Origin of the sequence: Actinokineospora sp., assembly GCF_052390155.1 — a bacterium.
Taxonomy (GTDB): Bacteria; Actinomycetota; Actinomycetes; order Mycobacteriales; family Pseudonocardiaceae; genus Actinokineospora.
Genome location: NZ_JBQTHF010000002.1, coordinates 69,324 through 91,994 on the forward strand (window position 1 = coordinate 69,324; position 22,671 = coordinate 91,994).

Annotated in this window: 22 protein-coding genes and 1 pseudogene; 8 read left to right on the plus strand and 15 right to left on the minus strand. The window is 70.6% G+C overall.

Annotated features, from left to right (window positions below; translation table 11 throughout):
- Positions 1-456 carry a DUF2771 family protein gene (locus tag ACT4N7_RS00355; RefSeq protein ID WP_444826485.1) on the plus strand — a complete coding sequence of 152 codons (456 nt, stop codon included), beginning with the start codon at positions 1-3 and terminating at the stop codon, positions 454-456.
- Between the two features lie 4 nt (positions 457-460).
- Here the strand turns inward: ACT4N7_RS00355 and ACT4N7_RS00360 are convergent, their stop codons facing one another.
- Positions 461-847, minus strand: coding sequence for a cold-shock protein (locus tag ACT4N7_RS00360; RefSeq protein ID WP_444826666.1), 387 nt, complete (start codon positions 845-847; stop codon positions 461-463).
- Between the two features lie 197 nt (positions 848-1,044).
- On the opposite strand from ACT4N7_RS00360, the gene ACT4N7_RS00365 reads away from it, so the two are divergent.
- Positions 1,045-1,236, plus strand: a complete 192-nt coding sequence (locus ACT4N7_RS00365) for a hypothetical protein (protein ID WP_444826486.1) — start codon at positions 1,045-1,047, stop codon at positions 1,234-1,236.
- Here the strand turns inward: ACT4N7_RS00365 and ACT4N7_RS00370 are convergent.
- From ACT4N7_RS00370 to ACT4N7_RS00385, 4 genes and pseudogenes are all read right to left on the minus strand, one after another.
- Positions 1,233-1,844, minus strand: a complete 612-nt coding sequence (locus tag ACT4N7_RS00370; RefSeq protein ID WP_444826487.1) for an HAD family hydrolase — start codon at positions 1,842-1,844, stop codon at positions 1,233-1,235. The genes ACT4N7_RS00365 and ACT4N7_RS00370 overlap by 4 nt on opposite strands.
- Before the next feature lie 49 nt (positions 1,845-1,893).
- Complete coding sequence (locus tag ACT4N7_RS00375) at positions 1,894-2,505, minus strand: TetR/AcrR family transcriptional regulator (RefSeq protein WP_444826488.1); 612 nt, start codon at positions 2,503-2,505, stop codon at positions 1,894-1,896.
- A gap of 69 nt (positions 2,506-2,574) precedes the next feature.
- Positions 2,575-3,944: pseudogene (locus ACT4N7_RS00380) on the minus strand (fatty acid desaturase).
- 156 nt (positions 3,945-4,100) lie between these two features.
- The gene (locus ACT4N7_RS00385) at positions 4,101-5,759 is read right to left on the minus strand and encodes an AMP-binding protein (RefSeq protein ID WP_444826489.1); all 1,659 of its coding nucleotides are present in this window, start codon (positions 5,757-5,759) and stop codon (positions 4,101-4,103) included.
- 97 nt (positions 5,760-5,856) lie between these two features.
- On the opposite strand from ACT4N7_RS00385, the gene ACT4N7_RS00390 reads away from it, so the two are divergent.
- Complete coding sequence (locus ACT4N7_RS00390) at positions 5,857-6,231, plus strand: YccF domain-containing protein (RefSeq protein ID WP_444826490.1); 375 nt, start codon at positions 5,857-5,859, stop codon at positions 6,229-6,231.
- 23 nt (positions 6,232-6,254) lie between these two features.
- Here ACT4N7_RS00390 and ACT4N7_RS00395 read toward each other — a convergent pair whose 3' ends face one another.
- Positions 6,255-7,121, minus strand: a complete 867-nt coding sequence (locus tag ACT4N7_RS00395; protein ID WP_444826491.1) for a metallophosphoesterase — start codon at positions 7,119-7,121, stop codon at positions 6,255-6,257.
- Positions 7,122-7,217: 96 nt separating this feature from the next.
- Positions 7,218-7,616 carry a TOBE domain-containing protein gene (locus tag ACT4N7_RS00400; RefSeq protein ID WP_444826492.1) on the minus strand — a complete coding sequence of 133 codons (399 nt, stop codon included), beginning with the start codon at positions 7,614-7,616 and terminating at the stop codon, positions 7,218-7,220.
- A 135-nt stretch (positions 7,617-7,751) separates the two neighbouring features.
- Between ACT4N7_RS00400 and moaA the strand changes: the two genes are divergently transcribed.
- The 3 genes from moaA (at position 7,752) to ACT4N7_RS00415 (ending at position 10,156) form a co-directional block, all read left to right on the plus strand.
- Complete coding sequence (moaA, locus tag ACT4N7_RS00405; RefSeq protein ID WP_444826493.1) at positions 7,752-8,810, plus strand: GTP 3',8-cyclase MoaA; 1,059 nt, start codon at positions 7,752-7,754, stop codon at positions 8,808-8,810.
- A 2-nt stretch (positions 8,811-8,812) separates the two neighbouring features.
- Entirely contained in the window at positions 8,813-9,073 is a 261-nt protein-coding gene (locus tag ACT4N7_RS00410; RefSeq protein ID WP_444826494.1) for a MoaD/ThiS family protein, read from the plus strand.
- A gap of 441 nt (positions 9,074-9,514) precedes the next feature.
- Positions 9,515-10,156, plus strand: coding sequence for a transglycosylase family protein (locus ACT4N7_RS00415; protein WP_444826495.1), 642 nt, complete (start codon positions 9,515-9,517; stop codon positions 10,154-10,156).
- Positions 10,157-10,387: 231 nt separating this feature from the next.
- On the opposite strand, the gene ACT4N7_RS00420 is transcribed toward ACT4N7_RS00415, so the two are convergent.
- Genes ACT4N7_RS00420 through ACT4N7_RS00435 form a run of 4 tightly spaced genes read right to left on the minus strand, consistent with a single transcriptional unit; the run spans position 10,388 to position 13,494 of the window.
- A complete protein-coding gene (locus ACT4N7_RS00420; RefSeq protein WP_444826496.1) occupies positions 10,388-11,371 on the minus strand; it encodes a molybdenum cofactor biosynthesis protein MoaE in 984 nt (327 codons plus the stop codon).
- On the minus strand, positions 11,368-11,847 hold the full coding sequence (gene moaC, locus ACT4N7_RS00425) for a cyclic pyranopterin monophosphate synthase MoaC (protein WP_444826497.1): 480 nt from the start codon (positions 11,845-11,847) through the stop codon (positions 11,368-11,370). Before moaC ends, ACT4N7_RS00420 begins: the two co-directional genes overlap by 4 nt.
- Positions 11,848-11,865: 18 nt before the next feature.
- Entirely contained in the window at positions 11,866-13,260 is a 1,395-nt protein-coding gene (locus ACT4N7_RS00430; protein WP_444826498.1) for an NAD-dependent malic enzyme, read from the minus strand.
- Positions 13,261-13,311: 51 nt separating this feature from the next.
- The gene (locus ACT4N7_RS00435) at positions 13,312-13,494 is read right to left on the minus strand and encodes a hypothetical protein (RefSeq protein WP_444826499.1); all 183 of its coding nucleotides are present in this window, start codon (positions 13,492-13,494) and stop codon (positions 13,312-13,314) included.
- A 70-nt stretch (positions 13,495-13,564) separates the two neighbouring features.
- Here ACT4N7_RS00435 and ACT4N7_RS00440 point away from each other — a divergent pair, with 70 nt between their 5' ends.
- Positions 13,565-15,808 carry a helicase-associated domain-containing protein gene (locus ACT4N7_RS00440; protein WP_444826500.1) on the plus strand — a complete coding sequence of 748 codons (2,244 nt, stop codon included), beginning with the start codon at positions 13,565-13,567 and terminating at the stop codon, positions 15,806-15,808.
- A 56-nt stretch (positions 15,809-15,864) separates the two neighbouring features.
- On the opposite strand, the gene ACT4N7_RS00445 is transcribed toward ACT4N7_RS00440, so the two are convergent.
- Genes ACT4N7_RS00445 through ACT4N7_RS00460 form a run of 4 tightly spaced genes read right to left on the minus strand, consistent with a single transcriptional unit; the run spans position 15,865 to position 20,589 of the window.
- Positions 15,865-16,470 (minus strand): GTP-binding protein, encoded by a 606-nt coding sequence (locus ACT4N7_RS00445; protein ID WP_444826501.1) that lies wholly within the window; start codon positions 16,468-16,470, stop codon positions 15,865-15,867.
- Positions 16,451-17,161 (minus strand): DUF742 domain-containing protein, encoded by a 711-nt coding sequence (locus tag ACT4N7_RS00450; RefSeq protein ID WP_444826502.1) that lies wholly within the window; start codon positions 17,159-17,161, stop codon positions 16,451-16,453. Before ACT4N7_RS00450 ends, ACT4N7_RS00445 begins: the two co-directional genes overlap by 20 nt.
- Before the next feature lie 30 nt (positions 17,162-17,191).
- Positions 17,192-17,617 (minus strand): roadblock/LC7 domain-containing protein, encoded by a 426-nt coding sequence (locus ACT4N7_RS00455; RefSeq protein WP_444826503.1) that lies wholly within the window; start codon positions 17,615-17,617, stop codon positions 17,192-17,194.
- On the minus strand, positions 17,614-20,589 hold the full coding sequence (locus ACT4N7_RS00460) for a nitrate- and nitrite sensing domain-containing protein (RefSeq protein WP_444826504.1): 2,976 nt from the start codon (positions 20,587-20,589) through the stop codon (positions 17,614-17,616). Before ACT4N7_RS00460 ends, ACT4N7_RS00455 begins: the two co-directional genes overlap by 4 nt.
- A gap of 632 nt (positions 20,590-21,221) precedes the next feature.
- Here ACT4N7_RS00460 and ACT4N7_RS00465 point away from each other — a divergent pair.
- Complete coding sequence (locus tag ACT4N7_RS00465; protein ID WP_444826505.1) at positions 21,222-22,256, plus strand: ABC transporter substrate-binding protein; 1,035 nt, start codon at positions 21,222-21,224, stop codon at positions 22,254-22,256.
- Positions 22,257-22,671 lie beyond the last annotated feature (415 nt).

The window sequence follows — 22,671 nt, forward strand, 5'->3', positions numbered from 1 at the left end:
GTGCGCCGTGCCCTGATCGCAGTCCTCGCCTGCGCGGTCGTCGGGCTCGCCGGGTGCGCCGCCCCACCACCGCCCGAGGTCACGTTCTTCGCTGACGGCGAGACGGCGCGCACCGCGCCGCAGGTGTTTTGCGAGATCGGCGCCACGGCCTGTCTGCGCAACGACGACGCCGCGGCCGAACTGCGCATCCGCAAGGGCAGGCCGGTGCAGGTGTCGGTGCCCTCGGACGTCGCCCAAAGCCCCTGGGGCGTCGTGTTCTCCTACCTCGACCGCGACGGGCAGCGGGTGGACGCGAGCAGCCGGATCATCTTCCCGCGCGAGAACCAGCTCGCCTACACCCTGCGGCTCCCCGACAACGCCGAGCGGCTGCTGTTCGCGGGGGTGCAGAAGCTGGCCGTCGCGAACGGCGACCAGCTCCTGGTCAGCGGCTACTGGATGCTGAAGGTCAATACCTGACGGTTTACGGGTCCAGCTCCCGAGCAACCGCCCGAACGACCTCGGCGATGCGCTTGGTGACCTTGCGGTCGGGGTAGCGCCCACGCTGCAGGTCGGGCTGGACCGTGGACTCCAGCATCTTGATCATGTCCTCGACGAGGCCGTGCAACTCCTCCGCCGGGCGGCGGCGAGCCTCCACAATGGACGGCGGAGGGTCGATCAGCCGCACGGACAGCGCCTGCGGGCCGCGGCGCCCGTCGGCGACGCCGAACTCGATGCGCTGCCCCGCTTTGAGCCCGGGCACTCCCGCGGGCAGCGCGGACGCGCGGACGTAGACGTCCTCGCCGCCGTCCTGCGTGACGAACCCGAAGCCCTTCTCCGCGTCGTACCACTTGACCTTGCCGGTCGGCACTGATCTCACCGTTCCCTCGTCGACTCGTCTCGTCCGCGCGCCACGGACCTCGTCCCGCGCAAGACGAACGCGCCCTGGGGCGTACCCGGGACGCGTCTTGTCAGCCTAGGCCACAGCGGGACGCGCGGGTTAGTTCGCCTCTGGCCGGGGTGGGCGTTACATCGGTTCTTCGCTGAGGGCGAACTATCCTGGCGCCCATGACCGTTCGCGCTCGTGACACCCGCACGCTGAGCGTGGCGTTCGCGCTGTTCGCCGTGGGACTGCTGGCGGTGGTGGCCATCTTCGTGCTCGCCGCGATGAACCGGCAGGCGCCCTGGCTGTGGGCGGTGTCGATGGGCCTGCCGATCGGCCTGATCGTCGGCGTCGCGCACGTCGTGCGGCGGCGTTAGCACGCGAGATATCCCGTGAACCAGGCCGGAAACTCGGTCAGCGCGGCGAGCACGACGTCGGCGCCCTCCGCGCGCAGTTCCGCCGCGTCACACGGGCCTGTCGTGACGCCCACAGCCACCGCGCCTGCGACCCGGGCGCCCGCCATGTCGCCGCCGTGGTCGCCGACGAACACCGACGCGCCGTGCTCCAGCAGTGTCTCGCCCTTGGCCGCCGCCCAACGCTCGCCGACCAGGACGTCGACCTGCCACCCGAACGCGGCGAGGTGGCGCGCGGCGTTGGGGCCGTGCTTGCCGGTGACGACCAGGGTGCGCCCACCCGCCGCCCGGACCGCGTCGAGCGCGGCAGCCGCGCCGGGCAGCGCGACCGTGGCCGGGACGACGATCTCCGGGTAGAGCGCCCGAAACCGGTCGATGAGCCACGGAATGCGCTCCTCGGGCGCCTCGTAGCCGCGGAAGATCATCTCCAGCGGCGGCCCGAGGTGCTCCGCGAAGTGCTCGCCGGGCAGCCGCAGACCGCTCTCCGCGGCAAGCATGTTCATCGCCAGCACCATGCCCGGCCGCGGATCGATGAGCGTCATGTCCAGGTCGAAGCCGACCGCGAGACTCACTGCCTCCCCTCGCGGACGCCCTGTGACACTGACTCGCTCGCAAGCTCGCTCATGCCTCGGCCACGAGGTGGTCGAGGTACGGACCGAACACCGCCGACACCGACCGCGCGGACTCGGTGGCCGACCCGGACGGCGAGGCCGCGTGGCTGATCGCGAGCCGCACGATGTTCTCCGCGACGAACCGCACGTCGATCGCGGCCACCTTGGGCCAACTGGTGGCCAGGAACCCCGCGAGCCGCGTGGTGGCGCCGGTGAGGATCGGGCCCGCGTGGTTGGTGACCAGCGGGAGCAAGCCGTCGCCGTCATCGCCCGCGACGATCGCCTTGATCAGCGGTTCCTCAGCGGCGGCGGTGAGGAACACCTCCAACGCGGCGGCCACGGCCCGTTTCGGGTCGTGCACGTTGGCCGCGATGGCTTCCTCGACGGCGGTGAGGAACAGGTCGGACTCGTGCAGGATGTACGCCTGCGCGAACGCCTGCCGCGAGCCGAACTCCTTGTAGAGGGTCTGCCTGCTCACCCCGGCCGCGGTGGCGACGTCGGCCATGGTGATCTCCGACCAGGCCCGCTCCCGCAGCACATCGCCCGCGGCGGCGAGCAGGGTGTCGCGCAGCAGCGCCCGGGCGGCCTCGGCGAACGGAACCCTCGGACGCGCGGCAGTCATGCCCACCACGTTGTCACCAGCCCCGAGTCTTGTCAACTAGGTGGACACCACCGAGATCACCCGCCGATTTCACCGCCGGTGTCCGCCTGCCTCGGCCCGTGTCGCGTCCACCTCCTCGAAGTCGACCTTCTCCCGGACCCCGCAGTCCGGGCAGCACCAGTCCTCGGGGACGTCGGCCCACGCGGTGCCCGCCGGGAAGCCCTCGCGAGCGTTCCCGGTCGCCTCGTCGTAGACGTACTCGCAGACCGGGCAGCCGAACGCGGCCATCACCGGGCCCCGTACCGGGCCAGCACTCGCTCGCGGGTGCGCGGATGCAGGTTCGCCCGGGTGATGTCGCCGCCGTAGTGGGCGAGCACGCGCTTGTCCATCACCCGGCGCCAGACCGGCGGCAAGTAGGCGAACACGATCATCGACGCGTACCCGGCGGGTAACTGCGGCGCCTCGTCGAAGTGCCGCAGCGCCTGGTAGCGCCGGGTCGGGTTGGCGTGGTGGTCGCTGTGCCGCTGCAGGTGGTAGAGGAACACGTTGGTGCAGACGTTGTTGCTGTTCCAGCTATGCCGGGGCGCGCACCGCTCGTAGCGCCCCCGCTCGTTCTTCTGCCGCAGCAGACCGTAGTGCTCCAGGTAGTTCACCACCTCCAGCAGCGAGAACCCGAACACCGCCTGGATCGCCAGATACGGCAGGATCGACGGCCCGAACGCGACAGTCAGCGCGCCGAACAGCACCACGGTCATCGCCCACGCGTTGAGCACGTCGTTGCCCGGCGTCCACGGCCCCCTGCCCGCGCGGGCGAGCCGCTGCTTCTCCAGCGACCAGCCGGAGCGGGCGCTGCCGACCACCGAGCGCGGCAGGAACTCCCAGAAGGTCTCGCCGAACCGGGCGCTGGCCGGGTCTTCCGGGGTGGCCACGCGCACGTGGTGGCCGCGGTTGTGTTCGATGAAGAAGTGCCCGTAGCCGGACTGGGCGAGCGCGACTCGGGCGAACCAGCGTTCGTGGTGCTGCTTCTTGTGGCCCAACTCGTGGGCGGCGTTGATACCGAGGCCCGCGACCACCCCGACGGTGAACGCGAGGCCGATCTTGTCGACCAGCGCCATCGGGTACGTGGTCCACAGCCAGCACGCGACCACCAGCGAGACATACTGGACGGGGAGGTAGAGGTAGATGATCCAGCGGTAGTACCGGTTGCCCTCCAGCGCCTCGATCAGCTCGTCCGGGGCGTTCTTCTGGTCGGTGCCGACGATCAGGTCGATCAGCGGGATCAGGCCCCACAGCAGGATCGGCCCGGTCCACCAGAACAGGCCGAGACCGGTGGCCGACACCAGCCCCCACGCGATGAACGGCGCGGCCGGAATGACCAGACCGAGCAGCCACGCGTAGCGCTTGCCGTCCCGCCAGGTGGTTTCCTGCTCCGCCGTGCGCGCGCCGACCGTCGCCGTCATGACCGCCTCCTCGCCAGTGTGACAACCTCGACATCTCTTGTCGTCAAGATTGACGCGAAGCAGGCTTCGTGTCAACCAATGGACACGAACGGGCTAATTGTCCACGGAACGAAACCGCCGCCCAGCGGAGCCGGGCGGCGGTTCGAGGTCGGACGCCTAGGCGTGCTCGGTGGCCGCGGCGGCGTCCAGGCCGAGGATCGCCACGGCCTCCTGGCGCATCTGCACCTTGCGGATCTTGCCGGTGACCGTCATCGGGAACTCGTCGACCACGTGCACGTAGCGCGGGATCTTGTACCGGGCGAGCTTGCCCTCGCAGAACTCGCGCACGGACTCCGCGGTCAGCGGCTCCGCGCCGTCCTTCATCCGCACCCACGCCATCAGTTCCTCCCCGTAGCGCTCGTCCGGGACCCCGATGACCTGCGCGTCGAGCACGGCCGGGTGGGTGTAGAGGAACTCCTCGATCTCGCGCGGGTAGATGTTCTCGCCGCCGCGGATGACCATGTCCTTGATCCGGCCGGTGATGTTGAGGTAGCCCTCGTCGTCCATCACCGCGAGGTCGCCTGTGTGCATCCACCTGGCGCTGTCGATGGCCTCGGCCGTCTTGTCCGGCTGCTCCCAGTAGCCCAGCATCACCGAGTAGCCCCGGGTGCAGAACTCCCCCGGCTCACCGCGCGGCACGGTGAGGCCGGTCTCCGCGTCGACCACCTTGACCTCCAGGTGCGGGTGCACCCGCCCGACCGTGGACACCCGCCGGTCGACGGAGTCGTCGGCGCGGGTCTGCGTCGACACCGGCGAGGTCTCGGTCATGCCGTAGCAGATGGTCACCTCCGCCATGCCCAACCGGTCGATGACCTGCTTCATCACCTCCACCGGACACGGCGAGCCCGCCATGATCCCGGTGCGCAGCGAAGTCAGGTCCAACTCGTCCACCATGGGCTCGGCGAGCATGGCGATGAACATCGTCGGCACCCCGTAGAGCGACGTGCACCTCTCCTCGGCGGCGGCCGCGAGGGTGGCCTTCGGGTCGAATCCGGGCGCCGGGATCACCATGCACGCGCCGTGCGTGGTGGCCGCGAGGTTGCCCATGACCATGCCGAAGCAGTGGTAGAAGGGCACGGGGATGCAGACGCGGTCCTGCTCGGTGTAGTTGCACAGCTCGCCGACGAAGAAGCCGTTGTTGAGGATGTTGTGGTGCGACAGCGTGGCGCCCTTGGGGAAGCCCGTGGTGCCGGAGGTGTACTGGATGTTGATCGGGTCGTCCGCGGAGAGCGTGCGGCCGATCTCGACGAGCCGCTCCGGGTCGCCGACGCTGCCCGCCACCGAGTCCCACGACTCCCGCCCGATCAGCACGACGTCGCGCAGGCCCGCGCAGTTCGGCCGGACCTCCTCGATCATCGCCGCGTAGTCCGACGTCTTGAACGACGGCGCCGCCACCAGCGTGCGGATGCCCGCCTGGTTGAGCACGTACTGCAACTCGTGCACGCGGTACGCCGGATTGATGTTGACCAGGATCGCGCCGATCTTCGCCGTCGCGTACTGGGTGAACGTCCACTCGGCGCAGTTCGGCGCCCAGATCCCCACCCGGTCGCCCTTGCCGACACCGAGCGCCAGCAGCCCGTGCGCCACCGCGTCCACCTCGGCCGCGAACTCGCGATAGGTCCACCGCCTGCCGGACTCCCGATCGACCAACGCCGCACGGTCACCGTGCGCGGCCACCGTGCGGTCGAGGTCGTGGCCGATGGTGTCGCCCAACAGCGGTACCTCGGACGTTCCAGAGGTGTAGCTGGGCTGTGCGGGCGCTGACCTCGTCGACATCACCGTCTCCTCGTGTGCTGTGTCCCCGCTCACCATCCTGACTGGGTCGCGGCCAGGATTGCAGCCCCAGATGGAGGGGTGCGGGACACTGGCGGACGTGCGTCTGCTGCTGAACGTCATCTGGCTCGTGCTGTGCGGCTTCTGGATGGCCCTGGGCTACCTGCTCGCGGGCGTCATCTGCTGCATCCTGATCATCACCATCCCGTTCGGGCTTGCCTCGTTCCGCATCGCCAACTACGCCCTCTGGCCCTTCGGCCGCACCGTGGAAGTGCGCCGGGACGCGGGCGCGCCGTCGCTCGTCGGCAACGTCGTGTGGATCATCTTCGCGGGCTGGTGGCTGACGATCGGGCACATCGTGACCGGGCTGCTGCTCTGTCTGACGATCATCGGAATCCCGCTGGGCATCGCGAACTTCAAGCTGATCCCGGTGTCGCTGGTCCCGCTCGGCACCCGGATCGTCCCGATCACGTAAACACGGCGGCGAACCCGCGCGGGCTACTGCTCGACCGTGTCGCCGTCGCCCGGCTCGCCGTCCGCTGCCGCCCAGGGCAGCTTGACGACCAGGCACGGTCCGCCGACGAACACGCCCCCATCGACGCCGAGGGCCTTGCCGCCCGCGTACTCGTACGGGCCCTCGATCTGGATCGGCAGGATGCCGAGCTGGTCGGCGATCACGCTGTGGCCGTGCACGACCCGCTGCCCGCCCAGCACGGTGAGCAACTCGTCGGCGATCTGTTCGCCGAGGGCGCCGCGGAAGGCGTACCGAGTGGTCATGCGGCGCCACACGTCCCACCACTGGACGAGGTCGTCGTCGTGCAGCACCGCGCGCACGGCGGCGTTGATCGCGTCGATGTCCTCGCCCCAGCACAGGTACTCCAGGGTGTCGGAGTGCATCAGCAGGTGCTCGCCGACCAGCGCCAGCACGGGGCGCTCGATCAGCCAGGCCAGGTGCTCGGGGGTGAGCGCTTCCTGGTCGCTGCTGCGGCCACCGTTCATCTCCCAGCTCCGGGCGAAGCTGCGCGGGCCGAAGTCGGACGGGACCTCGGTGTCGCCGAACTTGTGCATGCCCAGCAGCAGGATCTCGTGGTTGCCGAGCAGCGTCTCGACCCGGCCACCCGCCTGCTCGGCCTCGTCGGCCAGGCGGATCACCACGTCGATCACGCCGATCCCGTCGGGGCCGCGATCGACGAAGTCGCCGAGGAACCACAGGTGCGTCTCGCCGCCCGCCCAGGCACCGTCGCCATCGATCAGCCCGGCCGTGCGCAGTGCGTCGAGCAGTTCCGCACGGTGACCGTGCACGTCCCCCACGACGTAGGTCGGTGGCGCCTTCACCTCGGTGCCCGAGGAGCTCTCTTGCTGCACAGGTCCGACGATAGGCGAGCCGGATCGGTGACGCGCAATGATCGGCTCAGCGCCACACCGGCGGTGACCAGCCGTGATCGTTCGGATACCGGCGGATCACAGGTCGGGGATCTCGACGATCACCGTGGTGGCCTTGACCAGAGCGACGGCGAGCACGCCCGGTTCGAGGCCCATTTCGCGCACGGCCTCCGAGCTCATCAGCGACACCACGCGGTGCGGTCCGCACTGCATCTCCACCTGGGCCATGACCTTGTCGGTGACGACCGCGGTGACCAGGCCGACGAACCGGTTGCGGGCGGAGCGGCCCGCCTCGATCGGGTCGGGGATCTCACCCGCCCTGGCGCGGGCGAACTCGGCGAGGACGGCGCCCGCGACGACCTTGCGGCCCGCGGTGTCCACCTCGGCGGCGAGATGGCCCGCGTCGACCCAGCGCCGCACGGTGTCGTCGCTGACACCGAGCAATCGGGCGGCTTCGGAGAACCGAAAGTACGGCATGAGCGTGACATTATCTCCGCACGTGCGCACTAGTCACGCTAGACTCGGCTATGTCGCGCCAAGGACGTGGACCGTTCAATTAATTCGCTGCGCCGAACGGCTCACCCGGTGCTGTTTGCGACTACCCTTGATCTGGTGACAGCGGTTGATCTAGGACTCCCAGGTGTCCCGGGTACGAACAATGGCGCGCCGCGGCCGGACACGCCCGCACTGATCGATACTTTCGGCCGGATCGCCTCCGACCTGCGGGTCTCGCTGACCGACCGCTGCAATCTGCGCTGCACCTACTGCATGCCCGCCGAGGGCCTCGACTGGATGCCGGGCGGCGAGATGCTCAGCGAAGCCGAACTCGGCAGGCTGATCAGGATCGCGGTCGAGCAACTCGGCGTCACCAACGTCCGGTTCACCGGCGGCGAGCCGACGCTGCGCAAGGGTATCGAGACGATCATCGCGGCCGCCGCGGCGCTGACCCCGCGGCCGCGAATCTCCATGACCACCAACGCGATCGGACTGTCGCGGCGCGCACGCTCGCTGGCCGACGCGGGCCTAGACCGGATCAACGTCTCGCTCGACACGCTGCGCCAGGACCGGTTCACCGAGATCACCCGGCGCGACCGGCTCTCCGACGTGCTCGACGGCCTGGCCGCCGCGCAGTCCGCAGGCCTCGCGCCCGTGAAGGTCAACTCGGTGCTGCTGCGCGGCGTCAACGACGACGAGGCCGTGCCGCTGCTGCGCTACTGCGTGGACAACGGCTACCACCTGCGGTTCATCGAGCAGATGCCGCTCGACCCGCAGCACGGCTGGAACCGGTCGGAAATGGTGACCGCCGAACAGATCCTGGACATGCTGCGCGCGGGCTTCGAGCTGACGCCGAGCCCCACTCCGCGCGGCGCGGCGCCCGCGGAGCGCTGGCTGGTCGACGGCGGCCCGGCCGAGGTGGGCGTCATCGCCTCGGTCACCCGCCCCTTCTGCGGCGACTGCGACCGCACCCGGCTCACCGCGGACGGCGCGCTGCGGTCGTGCCTGTTCAGCCAGACCGAGACCGACCTGCGCGGGCCGCTGCGCGAAGGCGCGAGCGACGACGACATCGCCCAGTTGTGGCGGTCGACGATGTGGGCCAAGCTCGCCGGTCATCAGATCAACGAGGCAGGCTTCGCCCAGCCGTTGCGGCCGATGAGCGCGATCGGGGGCTGAGGGTGGACGGAACGACCCTGCGGGTGCGGTACTTCGCCGGGGCACGGGCCGCGGCGGGGGTGGCGGAGGAGAGCGTGCTGCTGCCCGCGAACGCGACGGTGCACGACGCCCTGACCACCCTGGAGGCGCGCCACGGCGGCGAGCTGTCCCGGGTATTGCGCGCGTCCAGCTTCCTGCTCGACGGGATCGCCGTGCGCGACCGGACGGCTCCACTGGGCAACCGAACCGACCTCGACGTGCTCCCGCCGTTCGCGGGCGGCTGAGTCACCAACGGCCCAACCGGCCCGAATGGACGTGAGGCAAGCCTCACCCAGCGTGAAATATCTCGGGTAGGACACAGGACCATAACAGTGAAACAAAACTCGCTGACCTGCGAGTTTGTCTACTCGCAGCAATTTGCACCGCGTTACTGTGATGACCGTCACATGTCTTGAAATTTCCCGTACGCCGCTCGGCTACGTAACGTCGCAATTCGGCTGGCCCCGACCAGTCGAGTTCGACCCGAGAGTCCGTGGCGCCACACCCTGTCCGGCGGTCTCTCGGGAACCAACCCCGAGCGAAAGCGAACTTCCGGACAGGGGCGAGGGACCACGACGAGCGCGAGTCCGCGCGAGGCGTGGCGGCCGGGTGCGAATCCCGCCCGGGTCCGAACTTCGGGCCCGCCCGCCAGCGAGACGCTCGCAGGCGCGGGAGGAGAGACCGAAATGGCTAACCGAGGCAAACACCGCAGGCCGTCCGCCGCTGTACGCACCATCGCCCGCGTCGTCGTCGCAGGCGTCGCGGTCGGTGCCCCGATGGCGCTCGCCGCTGCCCCCGCTTCCGCCGCCCCCGTCAACTGGGACGCGATCGCGCAGTGCGAGAGCGGCGGCAACTGGAGCATCAACACGGGCAACGGCTACTACGGCGGCCTGCAGTTCAACCCGAGGACCTGGGCGGCGAACGGCGGTTCGGGCAGTGCCCACAACGCCTCCCGCGAGGAGCAGATCCGCGTCGCGGAGAACGTGCTCAGGTCCCAGGGCATCGGCGCGTGGCCGACCTGTGGCAAGAAGGCAGGCGCTGGTCCGGTGAAGGCGAGCAAGCCCGCCCAGCAGAAGGCCACCCCGAAGAAGTCGACCGCCCCGAAGGTCGTCGCGCAGAAGGCCGCCCCGGCTCCCGCCGCCGCGACCAGCGCCCTGAGCAAGTCCAACCCGAACGGCGACTACACGGTCATCGCGGGCGACACGCTCTCGAAGCTCGCCCAGCAGCTCAACCTCCCCGGTGGGTGGCAGACGCTGCACGAGCTGAACAAGGACTACATCGGTGACCCGGATCTGATCCTCGTGGGTCAGACGATCGCCACCAAGTAGCTCCCCGTCCCGCGGGTCAACGCGGGAGCAAGACTCCGGGCCCTCGCCGCACAACCCCCGGCGGTGAGGGCCCGGACCCCACTCGATCACGGTTGTCCTGTCCCCCAGGTGAGGGCGGGCAGGCGGCGGGCTGGTGGATCAACTTCGTCGCCACCTCGACCCGGCGAATGGGCAAGCCGCTGGGTCGGTGGATCGGCTCTCGTCGCTGGCCCCCGACCGGCAGGCGGCGGGCTACGGGCAGTTGACCCATTCGTCGGTGCCGTCGGTGAAGGTTTGGTGTTTCCAGATGGGGAGTCGGGCCTTCACCTCGTCCACCAGCTCCGCGCAGGCGACGAACGCCTCCTTGCGGTGTTCGGCCGCCACGGCGCAGGCCAGGGCCACGTCCCCGATCTCCAGCACGCCGATCCGGTGGCTCACCGCCAGCGCGCGCACGCCCGGGTGTCGACCAGCCACGTCGGCGGCCACCTCCGCGACGATGTCCTTCGCGCTCGGGTGGCCCTCGTAGGTCAGGCCGGTCACTCCCCGGCCGTGGTCGTGGTCGCGAACTACACCCGCGAAGGTCACGACGGCACCCGCCGCGTCGTCCTCTACCAGGGCGGCGTGGTCCTCGACGGTGATCCTGGAGTCGCTGACGTCCGCGCGGAGCACGCGCGCGGGTGCCACCGACTCGGTCGGGCGCGGGTGGTCGCCGCCGCGAAGTTGGTCGACGGCGTGGTCCAGGACCGGCTCCAGCACGCCGAGGCCGTCCTTCACCCCGCCGGACGAGCCCGGCAGGTTCACGATCAGCGTGCGCCCCGCGACCCCGGCCAGCCCGCGCGACAGCACCGCCGTCGGCACCTTGGGCAGCCCGGCGGCCCGGACGGCGTCCGCCAGGCCGGGAATCTGGTAGTCCAGCACCGCCTCGGTGGCCTCGGGGGTCCGGTCGGTCGGGTTGATGCCGGTACCGCCCGTGGTGACCACGACAGCCACACCCGCCGACACCGCCGACCGCAACGCCGCCTCGACGGGCGCGCCGTCCGGCACGACGACCGGGTCCGGCACGTCGTAGCCGCGCGCCCGGAGCCACGCGGCGATGACCGGGCCCGTCTTGTCCGCATAGACGCCGGTCGCCGCGCGGTTGGAAGCGGTGATGACGCGGGCCGCGCCGCGCTCGCCCGGTGACAGCGAACTCGCGGGCTCGCCCTGTGAGATTGACTCGCTCGCGGGCTCGATCATGGCTGCTCTCCTCGGCTCCAAACGCCGGTCTTGCCACCGTCCTTGCGTTCGACGCGGACGGCGTCGAGGACTGCCGCGGGGTCGACAGCCTTGATCATGTCGTGCAGGGTGAGGCCGCAGACCGCGACGGCGGTCAGCGCCTCCATCTCGACCCCGGTGCGGTCGGTGGTGCGGACCGTCGCGGTGATCAGGACCGCCGACTCCTCCAGTTCGAGGTCGACCCGCACGCCCGAGAGCGAGATCGGGTGACACAGGGGCACCAGGTCAGGAGTCCGTTTCGCCGCCATGATCCCGGCGATCCGGGCGGTGGCGAGCGCGTCGCCCTTGGGTAGGCCGTCTCGGCGGAGCAGGCCCACCACCTCGGCTGTTGTGCGGAACACCCCGGTGGCCACGGCCGTGCGCGTGGTGACCTCCTTGCCCGACACATCCACCATCCGGGCGGCACCGGCGGAGTCCACATGGCTCAGTTCACCCACGCCGCTGATGCTACGACCTCACCCGGAGTGCGACGTGCCCGCGGCCCTGCGGACGGCTTCGGCGACCGCCGAGGCGACAGCGGTGTCGAACACGCTGGGCACGATGAACGACGCGTTGAGCTGGTCGCCGTCGACCACGTCGGCGATGGCGTCGGCGGCGGCGAGCAGCATCGCGTCGGTGATGGTGCGGGCCTGCGCGTCGAGCAGGCCGCGGAACACGCCGGGGAAGGCGAGCACATTGTTGATCTGGTTCGGGTAGTCCGACCGGCCGGTCGCGACCACGGCGGCGTGCTTCTGCGCCTCCAGCGGGTCGATCTCCGGGTCCGGGTTGGCCAGCGCGAACACCACCGGGTCGACCGCCATGGTGGCGACCTGCTCGGCGCCGAACAGGTTGGGCGCCGACACCCCGATGACCACGTCCGCGCCGACCAGCGCGTCGTGCAGGGAGCCCGACACCCGGCGCGAGTTGGTGTTCTCGGCGACCCAGCGCAGGTTCGGGTCGGTGTCGCCGCGGTCGGGGTGCACGATGCCGTCGACGTCGACGGCGAGCACGTCGCCGGGGCCGCGCTGCAGCAGCAGCCGGATGATGGCCGAGCCCGCGGCGCCGACCCCGCACACCACGATCCGGCAGTCGGCGAGCGACTTGCCGACCACCCGCAGGGCGTTGCGCAGCGCGGCGACCACGCAGATCGCGGTGCCGTGCTGGTCGTCGTGGAAGACCGGGATGTCGAGCTTCTCGCGCAGTCGGGCCTCGATCTCGAAGCAGCGCGGCGCCGCGATGTCCTCCAGGTTGATGCCGCCGTACACGGGCGCGATCAGCTCGACCGTGCGGATGATCTCCTCGGTGTCCTGGGTGTCCAGGCACACCGGCCACGCGTCGACGCCCGCGAACTTCTTGAACAGCGCCGCCTTGCCCTCCATCACCGGCAGCGCGGCGGCTGGGCCGAGGTTGCCGAGGCCGAGCACGGCCGAGCCGTCGGTGACCACGGCGACGGTGTTGCGCTTGATCGTCAGCCGCCGGGCGTCGTCGGGATTCTCGGCGATGGCCTGGCAGATGCGCGCGACGCCGGGGGTGTAGGCGCGGGAGAGGTCGTCGCGGTTGCGCAGGGCGACCTTGGCGTGCACCTCGATCTTGCCGCCGAGGTGCATCAGGAACGTCCGGTCGGACACCTTGCGGACCGCGACCCCGGGCAGCGCTTCGAGCGCGTCGGTGATGTCGCGGGCGTGGTTGGCCGACACCGCGTTGCAGGTGATGTCGACGACGACCCGGTCGGGGTGCGACTCGACGACGTCGAAGGCCGTGATGACGCCACCGACCCGGCCGACCGCGCTGGTCAGGTCGCCCGCGGCGCTCGCCGACGACGGGGCCTCGACCCGGACGGTGATCGAGTAGCCGGGACCGGGCACGGGCATGGCTGACTCTCCCGAAACGACGTTGTCTGGAACTGGAGAGCGAGCCTAGTCCTACCGGTTGATCTCGGTGACCGGGTGCTCGTAGGGAACCGAGTCGAGCGGGAACGCGAGGTCGCCGAACGGGGACATCGCGCCCTGCCGGTCGGAGGTCAGCTCGCTGACCGGGTGCGTGCCATGGTCGTCGTCGCCCGCCCAGTCGGGATCGACGCGGTGGCTCTTGGCGGCCTTCGCCACGGGGTCCTCCTCCGGTCACTTCAGCGAGTACCGAAGGTTACCGGACCGGGCCTGCGTATACCGTGGTCAGGTGTCCGGCCCCACGCTCACCGACTGGCTCCGCGCCCAGGACGACCAGACGCTGGCCAAGGTGCTGCGCGCCCGGCCCGACCTGGCCACCCCCCGCCCGGCCGACACGACGGTGCTGGCCACGCGGGCGAGCAGCCGGGCGTCGGTGGCCAGAGCGGCCGAGGGCCTGGACACCCGCACTCTCGCCGTGCTCGACGCGCTGCTCGCCGCGGGGGCCGAGCGGGCGCCCGCCGCCGTGGCCGACCTGGCGACCGAGGTGCCCGCGGACCAGCTTCGGGCCGCGGTCGACCGGCTGCGCGAGGTGGCGCTGGCCTGGGGCGAGGACGACGCGGTGTCGCTGGTGCCCGCCGCGGGCGAGGTCGGCGGGCTGTTCCCGGCGAGGCCGAGCCGGATGTCGGCGGCGCTGGAAGGGGTCGATCTGACGGCGCTGCTCGCCGAGATCGGCGACGACGAGCGCAAGGTGCTGACCGCGCTGGCCAGCGGCCAGCCGTTCGGGCGCACCAAGGACGCCGCGGTCGTGGTCACCCTGGACAAGGCGGCGACCCCCGTGCAGCGACTGCTCGCCCGCGGTCTGCTGCTGCGCCGCGACGCCGAGACCGTGGAACTGCCCCGCCAGGTCGGCGTGGCCATCCGCGGCGACCACACGGGCACGCCGTCGCTGGTCGAGCCCGCGCTGCGGACGAACAGGCACAAATCGTCCACTGTGGACGCGACGGCGGCGGGCGAAGCACTGGAAACGCTGCGGCACATGGAAACCCTGCTGCGCCTGTGGTCCGACGAGCCGCCGCAGGTACTCAAGGCGGGCGGACTCGGCGTGCGCGACCTGCGCAAGCTGACCCGGGTGCTGGACATCTCCGAGCGGCAGGCGACGCTGCTCGTCGAGCTGGCGACCGGCGCGACCCTGGTCGCCGACAGCGAGACACTCAGCCCCGAGTGGGTGCCCACCAACCACGCCGACGTGTGGCTGGCCGCCGCCCCCGGCGCCCGGTGGGCGACGCTCGCCGCGGCCTGGCTCGACCTGCCGCGGCTGCCCGGCCTCGGCGGCCTGCGCGACACCAAGGACCGGCTGCTCGCCCCGCTCTCGGAGGACCTGCGCCGCCCGGTCGCGCCGTTGGAGCGGGCCCGGGTGTTGGCCGCGCTCGCCGACCTGCCGTCCGGCACCGGGGTGGCCGAGCCGGACGAGCTGGCGGCGGTGCTGGCCTGGCGGGCCCCCCGGCGCGGCGGCAGGCTGCGCGACGAGATCGTGCGCTGGACGCTGTCCGAGGGCTCGGCGCTGGGCGTGGTCGCGCTCGGTGCGCTGACCGGTCCCGGCCGGGCGCTGCTCGACGAGGGCCCCGCGCCCGCGGCGAAGCGGATGGCCGAGGCGATGCCCGCGCCGATCGACCACGTGCTGGTGCAGGCCGACCTGACCGTGGTCGCGCCCGGGCCGCTGGAGCCGCACCTGGCGGCCCGGATCACCGAGACCGCCGACGTCGAGTCCGCGGGCAGCGCCACCGTGTACCGGGTGAGCGAGGCGTCGATCCGCCGCGCCCTGGACGCCGGGCGCACTGCCGCCGACCTGCACGAACTGTTTCGCACCCGCTCGCGCACGGCCATCCCGCAGGCGCTGGAGTACATGATCGACGACGTGGCCCGTCGGCACGGCAGGCTGCGCGGCGGGGCCGCGGCGTCGTTCCTGCGCTGCGACGACCCGGCGCTGATCGCCGAGGTCGCGGCCAGCCCGGTGGCGGCGGCGCTGCGACTGCGCAAGATCGCGCCGACGGTGCTGGTGAGCCCGCTGCCGCTGGTGGACATCCTGGACGACCTGCGCGCGGCCGGGTTCGCGCCCGCCGCCGAGGGCGCCGACGGGCAGGTGGTCGACCTGCGGCCGAGCGGGCGACGCATCCAGACCCCGGCCCGCGCCACCCGCCGCACGGCCACCCCCCGGGTCCCCGACGCCGAACAGTTCACCGACCTGGTGTCGGCGATGCGGGCGGGTGACCGGGCGGCCGACAGCCGACGGGGGCGCACCGTGTCCTCGACCGGGGCGAACATGGCCGAAACGATGGCGCTGCTGCAGGAGGCGACCCGGTCGGGTCACCGGATCTGGGTGGGCCTGGTGGACGCGCACGGGGTGGCCAGCCAGCGCGTGCTCGAACCGCTGCGCATCGGCGGCGGCATCCTGGAGGGCCGCGACCCGACCAGCGACGAGATCCGCAGGCTGCCGATCCACCGGATCACCAGCGCCGCCCTGGTGGAGAACTGACACAGCGAAGGCCGCCTCCCCTGAGCCGGGGAAGCGGCCGCCGCGGACGAATCCCGTCAGACAGCTCGCGACATGCGCTGCTGCATGGCGTGCTGGACCAGCGTGATCAGCGTCTCCTTGGTGGAGTCGCGGTCGCGCGCGTCCGTGGTCACTATCGGCACCGACGGCTCGACGGTGAGCGCCTCGCGCACGTCGTCGATGCGGTGGTGCAGGACACGGTCGAAGCAGTTGAGCGCGATGATGTAGGGCAGGCCGCGGTCCTCGAAGAAGTCGATCGAGGCGAACGCGTCGGCCAGCCTGCGGGTGTCGACCAGCACCACGGCGCCGATCGCGCCGCGCACCAGGTCGTCCCACATGAACCAGAACCGGTGCTGGCCGGGCGTGCCGAACAGGTACAGGATCAGGTCGGAGTCCAACGACACGCGGCCGAAGTCCATCGCGACCGTGGTGGTGGTCTTGTTCGGCGTCGACGACAGGTCGTCGACGTCCACACTGGCCTCGGTCATGACAGCCTCGGTGGTCAACGGCACGATCTCCGACACCGAGCCGACCAGGGTCGTCTTGCCCACTCCGAAGCCGCCTGCGACCACGATCTTGGCCGAAGTGGTCGGCTGTGGGACCGCGCCGCGCGCGCTGAGAGGACTAGAGCCTGCGGAGCCCACTGAGCACCCTTTCCATGAATTCGATCGACGGCCGGTCGCCCACGACCATGCCGCTCTGGTGGATCGAGACCAGGCCCATGCCTGCCATGTCACCGATGAGAACCCGGGCGACACCGAGCGGTAGGCGCAGATGCGCGGCCACCTCGGCGACGGAGCGGGTGTCCAGGCACAGGCCGCAGATGGACCGGTACTCGGGGCGGACCGCGCCGTCTGGAATCCGGCCGCGCTCGCTGGTGGAAACCAGCGCCTCGATCGCGAGGTCATGATCATATGCGGACCGGGTGCGTCCCCCGGTCTTGGTGTACGGGCGGACCAGCGACCCGGTCTCGTGCGGGGCGGGCTCGGTGAACTCCGGCTCTGGATCGTGCTCGGGGACCGCAGGGATCTCCTTGCTGTCCCAGTCGGACTGCGCGGGGATGCCGGGGTCGCCGTAGAGGGTCGCGCTCGGCCCGCCGAACAGTCTGGCCCGGAAGCCGTCGATGTCGAACCGGTTCGGTGGATCGCCGAGTCCGTGTTCGGGCAGGTCCTCCCAACCTCGCTCCGACATGTCCGCCAGCCTCCGCTCGGGCTCATCCACCAGGTCACGGGACCTGCCGCCGGGTGTGCCGAAGCCGGCGTCCGTGTCGAACAGGTCCCGATAGGAGAAGTCGTCCTCGGTACGCCTGCCGGTGGCTCTGCGGCCCGTGCTCATCGCGTACTCACCCCGCCGTCTCTGCCGCGCTTACCTGCGCTGCGTGCCCTGTAGCTGCGCACGCAGCTCAGGCGTCATCTGCTGGCCGACCCGCTCGACCAGCAGCGTCATCTCGTACGCCACCAGGCCGATGTCGCAGTTCGGCGCGGCCAGGACCGCGAGGCAGGAGCCGTCCGAGATCGACATCAGGAACAGGTACCCACGGTCCATCTCGACCACGGTCTGGTTGACCCCACCCGCCTCGAAGCACCGCGCGGCGCCCGCGGTGAGGCTGACCAGGCCGGAGGCCACCGCGGAGAGCTGCTCGGCGCGGTCGCGGGGCAGGCCCTGCGATCCGGCGAGCAGCAGTCCGTCTGCGGAGACCACCACGGCGTGTGCCACACCGGGCACTTGGCGGACGAAATCTGTGATGAGCCACCCGAAGCTGCCGGGCTGGTTTACGGACGGGGTCGTCACTCCTGCTCCTCGTCTTGGCGGCTCTCGTCTGAACCGGTCTGGTCACCAGCGTAAGCGTCGATCAGGGCATGCCTGCCCCGCCGGACCCCCTGCTGGAAGCTCGACATGCGGCCGCGGATCGCGTCCGCGGTGCGGGGCGGGAGCGGAGGAACCGCCGGATGGTCGGCGGTCACCTCCCGTGGCGCCGCCGAACCGGGTACCAGGTGGGCGCTGGGCACCCGCTTGGGCAGTCCGGCCGTCGTCTTCGCCGTGTCGGCCGAGGTGTCCAGCAGGGCCCGAGCCCGCTGCCACCCGTCGTCGCCGGGCGACGTCCAGGGGTCTACCTCGGGCGCGGGCGGCTCGACGGGCTCGGCCTCGACGGCCACCTCGACTGCCGGTGCGTCCTGGTCGATCTCGTCGGCCGCGACCGGCTCGACCTCGGCCTCGATCGGCGGCTCGGTCTCCTCGACAACCGGCTCCGCGATGCCGTTGGCGGCCTTCGGATGCGGGGTGGCGCCGGTGTCGCCCGCCTCGAACCACTGCGACAGGACCGCCTCGTAGATCGGCAGCCGCTCGGTGGGCGCGTCGAGGATGCGCTCCGAGTGGTCGCCGCGCGGGGTCACCGGCGTGTAGGTGGAGGTGCCGTTGCGCGGTGCGTCCAGCACGGGGGGCTCGACGTAGGGCGCGTCGTACGGGCCTTCCGGCTCGGGCATCGGCGCGCCGAACAGGCCGACCGTGCTGTCGTCGTACACATGGCCGTTGAGCCGGGCGTTGATCTCCTCCTGCGAGGCGGGCGGACCCCAACCGCCGGTGTCGTCGACACCGAGGCTGTTCTGCTGGGCGAACTGCGGCTGGAAGGCCGGGTAGCCCGCGACCTGCTCCACCGGGCGGTCCACCTGCGACTCGCTGAGCAGGCCGCCCTCGGAGCGCACCCGCGGCATGTTGCCGGTGAACGCGCCCGCGATGCCGCTGGCCTTGGCCGCGGTGTCGCCGACGCTCGGCGTCTGGGAGATCAGGCTGTTCTGCGGGGTCGACGCCGCGGTCTGGACCAGCGCGGCGGGGACGGTGATCCGGGCGATGAGGCCGCCCTCGATGTCCTCGTTGTCGCGCAGTCGCACCTTGATCTCGTGCCGCTTGGCCAGCCGGGCGACCACGTACAGGCCCATCCGCCTGGTCACCGCGACGTCGAGGTCCGGCGGGTCGGCGAGACGGGCGTTGGCGTTCTCGATCTCGTCGTCGTTCATGCCGACGCCGGAGTCGGTGATCTGGATGGCCAGTTCCTTCTTCCTGGTCACGGCCATCCGCACGTAGACCTTCTTCTCCGGCTCGGAGAACGAGGTCGCGTTGTCGAGCAGCTCCGCGATGAGGTGCACCAGGTCGGAGACCGCGCGGCCCTGCACGGCGATGTCCGGCGAGGAGAGCACCTCGATCCGGGCGTACTGCTCGACCTCGGACACCGAGGCGCCGACGACCTCGGCGGCGGGCACCGGGCGGCTGAGCTGCCTGCTCAGGCCGGAGCCGGAGAGCACCAGCAGCGACTCGCTGTTGCGCCGCATCCGGGTCGCGAGGTGGTCGAGCTCGAAGAGGCTGGCGAGCTGGTCGGGGTCCTGCTCGTCCTGCTCCAGCCGGTCGATCAGGGAGAGCTGGCGCTCGACGAGGGTCTGGCTGCGCCGGGAGAGGTTGACGAAGATCGAGTTGATGTTGTCGCGCAGCAGCGCCTGCTCGGTCGCCATCCGAACCGCCTGGTCGTGCACGGCGTCGAAGGAGCGGGCGAGCTGGCCGGTCTCCTCGCGGGTGAACACCGGGACCGGCTCCACGGCGTTCTTGGACGCCTCCACCGGGTCTGGGTCGGCGAGGATGCGCTGCACCGTCTCCGGCAGCCGCCGGTTCGCCACGTCGAGCGCGTCGCGGCGCAGCACGCGCAGCGGCACCAGCAGCGACCGGGCGACGACCAGGGTGACGATGAGCGCGAGCAGGATCGCGGCGGCCACGATCGCGGCGTCGCGGTAGGCGTTCTGCTTGGCGACCTCGGCCGACTGGCTCGCCTTGGAGCGCAGCTTCTCCAGCAGCGTGATCTCGACCTTGCGCAGCGCCTCGGCGGTGGCCCGCGCGTCGACGATGAGCCGGTCGGCGGCGATGCCCAGCGGCAGGTTCTGCTCGGCGCGGTTGAACGCGGTGAGCTTGATCCGCTCGCGGTCGTCGACCTCGGCGCCGCTGTAGGTGTCGGAGTAGAACTGGGCCTCGGCGGCGTCGGAGTTGGCCCGGAAGCCCTCGATCGATGCGGTGTAGCTGGCGCCTGCGGCCCGGGCCTGGTCGAGCATGCTCGACGGGAAGAAGTCGCGCGCGGCGGCGATCATCATGATCGCGTTCTGCCTGCCGAGGAACTCCTTGGCCTGCACGATGCTCAGCGACGCGCCGGCGAGCTTGGTGATCTCGGGCTGGGCCAGGGTCGCGGAGAACTCCGAACCCGCGGCGAGGATGTTCTCCAGCAGCGCGGTGTATGCCTGGTAGACGCCGACATCGGGGTACGCGCTGCCGATTGCGGCGTTGCGGACCGACTCGATGGCGTTGAGCCTCACTGCCAGCCGGGTGAGCACATCGCCGCGGAACGTGGTGACGTTCTGCGCGGCCTGCGACAGCCGGGCGAGCGCGGCGTTGGTGCGCTGGATCTGGCCCTGCATGACGCTGGTGTCGCCGCTGCGGCCCGCCGCCACGTACGCGACGACCACGTTGCGCTCGTTCTGCAGGTCGTGCACGAGGGCGACCACGTCGAGGGTGGCGCTGACGCTGATCGCGGCGTCCTCGAAGGTGTCCGCGCGGTCGAGTTCGCTCTTGGCCCGCAGTACGCCGAGTGCGATCGCGGTGATCACGGGCACGAGCAGGACCGCGATCAGCTTGGTACGGAGTCGCCAGTTGCGCAGGCGCCAGCGCGCACCACCTTCGACGGTCTTGCGAGCGGCGGGCTTGCGCCCGGTGGTCCCTAGTTCGGACACAGCGGCACCACCGTCTTTCCCCGGGCCCCGTTCGACCCCCGCGGTGTGGTCGGGCACTGCGTGCACTCTCCTCGCATCTGAGCCCGTTACTCGGAGGCCGGCTCGAACGGACAACGACCGCGGTGCGGCACGCGGGAGCGCACGGACACGCAGACCACCAGGGTCTGCCGGGCAGGTCGTGCCCGCCCGTCGATACCCGCGAACATCACGCGCTGCTCTCCCAACCGCTCAGCCGAGCGTATGCCGCACTGTGGACACAGAAGGTAGCGAAGTCTACGGCAGGATGTAACCCTTCCAGGGCATCATCACACCCCGTATCAGGGAGTCCACTAGTCCGAGATTACGCAAGTGTGTACGGGCAGTGTCATTTCCCACCATCAAGGTCCCCCGTATGGCGGAATACCTTGCCTACCTCCACCCGGCCTGTCACGGACCGTAAGTCCCAGGTCAGCCCGCCCGCACAATTCGCCTGCTTGGGCCTACAGGATCACCCGACTAAGTGAGGCAGTTCACCGCAACGGAACTATCGCACACGCTTTGTGACAGGGACCTGGTGACTCTAGAGTGCGTCCTGATGTCCGGGGACCACCCAACTTCGACAAAAATTCACCTCCACCCATGGAGAGGCTCCGATGTTTCGACGCGCTACCACCAGACGGATCACCCGCGTCCGTCTGCCGATCGCCGCTCTGGCCGTGACGCTGCTCGCCACGCTCAGCGGCTGCGGCCTGCTCGGCGGCGACGACGAGGGATCGGCCGCGCCGCAGAGCTCGGCCGGGGTGGAGAAGGCCAAGATCAAGGTCGGCGTGCTCCCCGTCGTCGACGTCGCGCCGTTCTACCGGGCGATCGAGCAGGGCTACTTCAAGGCCGAGGGCCTTGAGGTCGAACCGGTCGTCATGGCGTCCGGCCCGGCCAGCATCAACGGCATCATCAACGGCGACATCGACATCGCCTTCGCGTCCTACCCGGCGCCGCTGCTCGCGCAGAGCAAGAAGGTCGCCGACATCAAGATCGTCGCGGACGCGCTGGCCGCGAAGCCCGGCCACCTGGTGGTCGTCGCCCCGCCGAACTCGACGCTGAAGAAGCCCACCGACATGCCCGGCAAGAAGATCGCCATCACCGCGCGCAACAGCTTCACCGACCTCGCCCCGATGGCCGTCATGAAGACCCAGGGCGTGGACTTCTCCCAGGTCCAGTGGGTCGAGATGCCGCTGCCGGAGATGATCCCGGCGATGGAGAAGGGCTCGGTCGACGGCGCCGTGGTCGTGGAGCCGTGGGTGACCACCGCGATGAAGCGGCTCGGTGCGGTGCCGGTGTTCGACGGCGCGTCCGGCCCGACGGCCGAGATGCCGATGTCCGGCTACATCGCCGTCGGCGGCAACGGCAAGTTCGCCACCACCAGCCCGAACACCGTCGCCGCCTTCCAGCGCGCGCTGGCCAAGGCGCAGGCCGAGGGCGGGGACCGGGCCAAGATGGAGCCGATGTTCGTCAAGTACGCCAAGATCGACCAGCAGACCGCCCAGCTCGTCACCATCTCCACCTACTCGACCTCCCTGGAGGCCAACCGCATCCAGCGGGTGGCGAACCTGATGGAGGAGTTCGGCGTGATCAAGGGCCGCCTGGACGTGTCCACGATGATCGCCAACTCAGGCAGCAGCGGTAAGTAACCCAGGTGCGCCACGGCGCGCCCGCAAGCCCCCAGTCCGGCCTGCCGCATCCACGCGGCAGGCCGGACTGCTCGCTGGGGAGGCTCCCCCGATGAACTACAGCACGTAGTCGACCGGTTCCTATGGGTGTGAATTGCGCCACTCGGACGTCACTCGGATGGTTGTACGGGCAATCATGCGTGTCGACACCCCGTCCACCTCATCCGAGGAGGAGGCACCGATGCTTAGACGCGCCGCCGCCCGACGATTGCTCGCGTTCGCGGGCCGCTCGGCGGCGGGTCGCAGGCGATTATGAGGGTTCACCTGAAGGGGTGAGGTGTTTACTCATAGTCACCTGGGACTCGCCCCTCCTGAGGGTGACCTAGTATCCAGGGCAATCAGCACCTCGACAATTACCCACCTTCCGGGGAGAGGC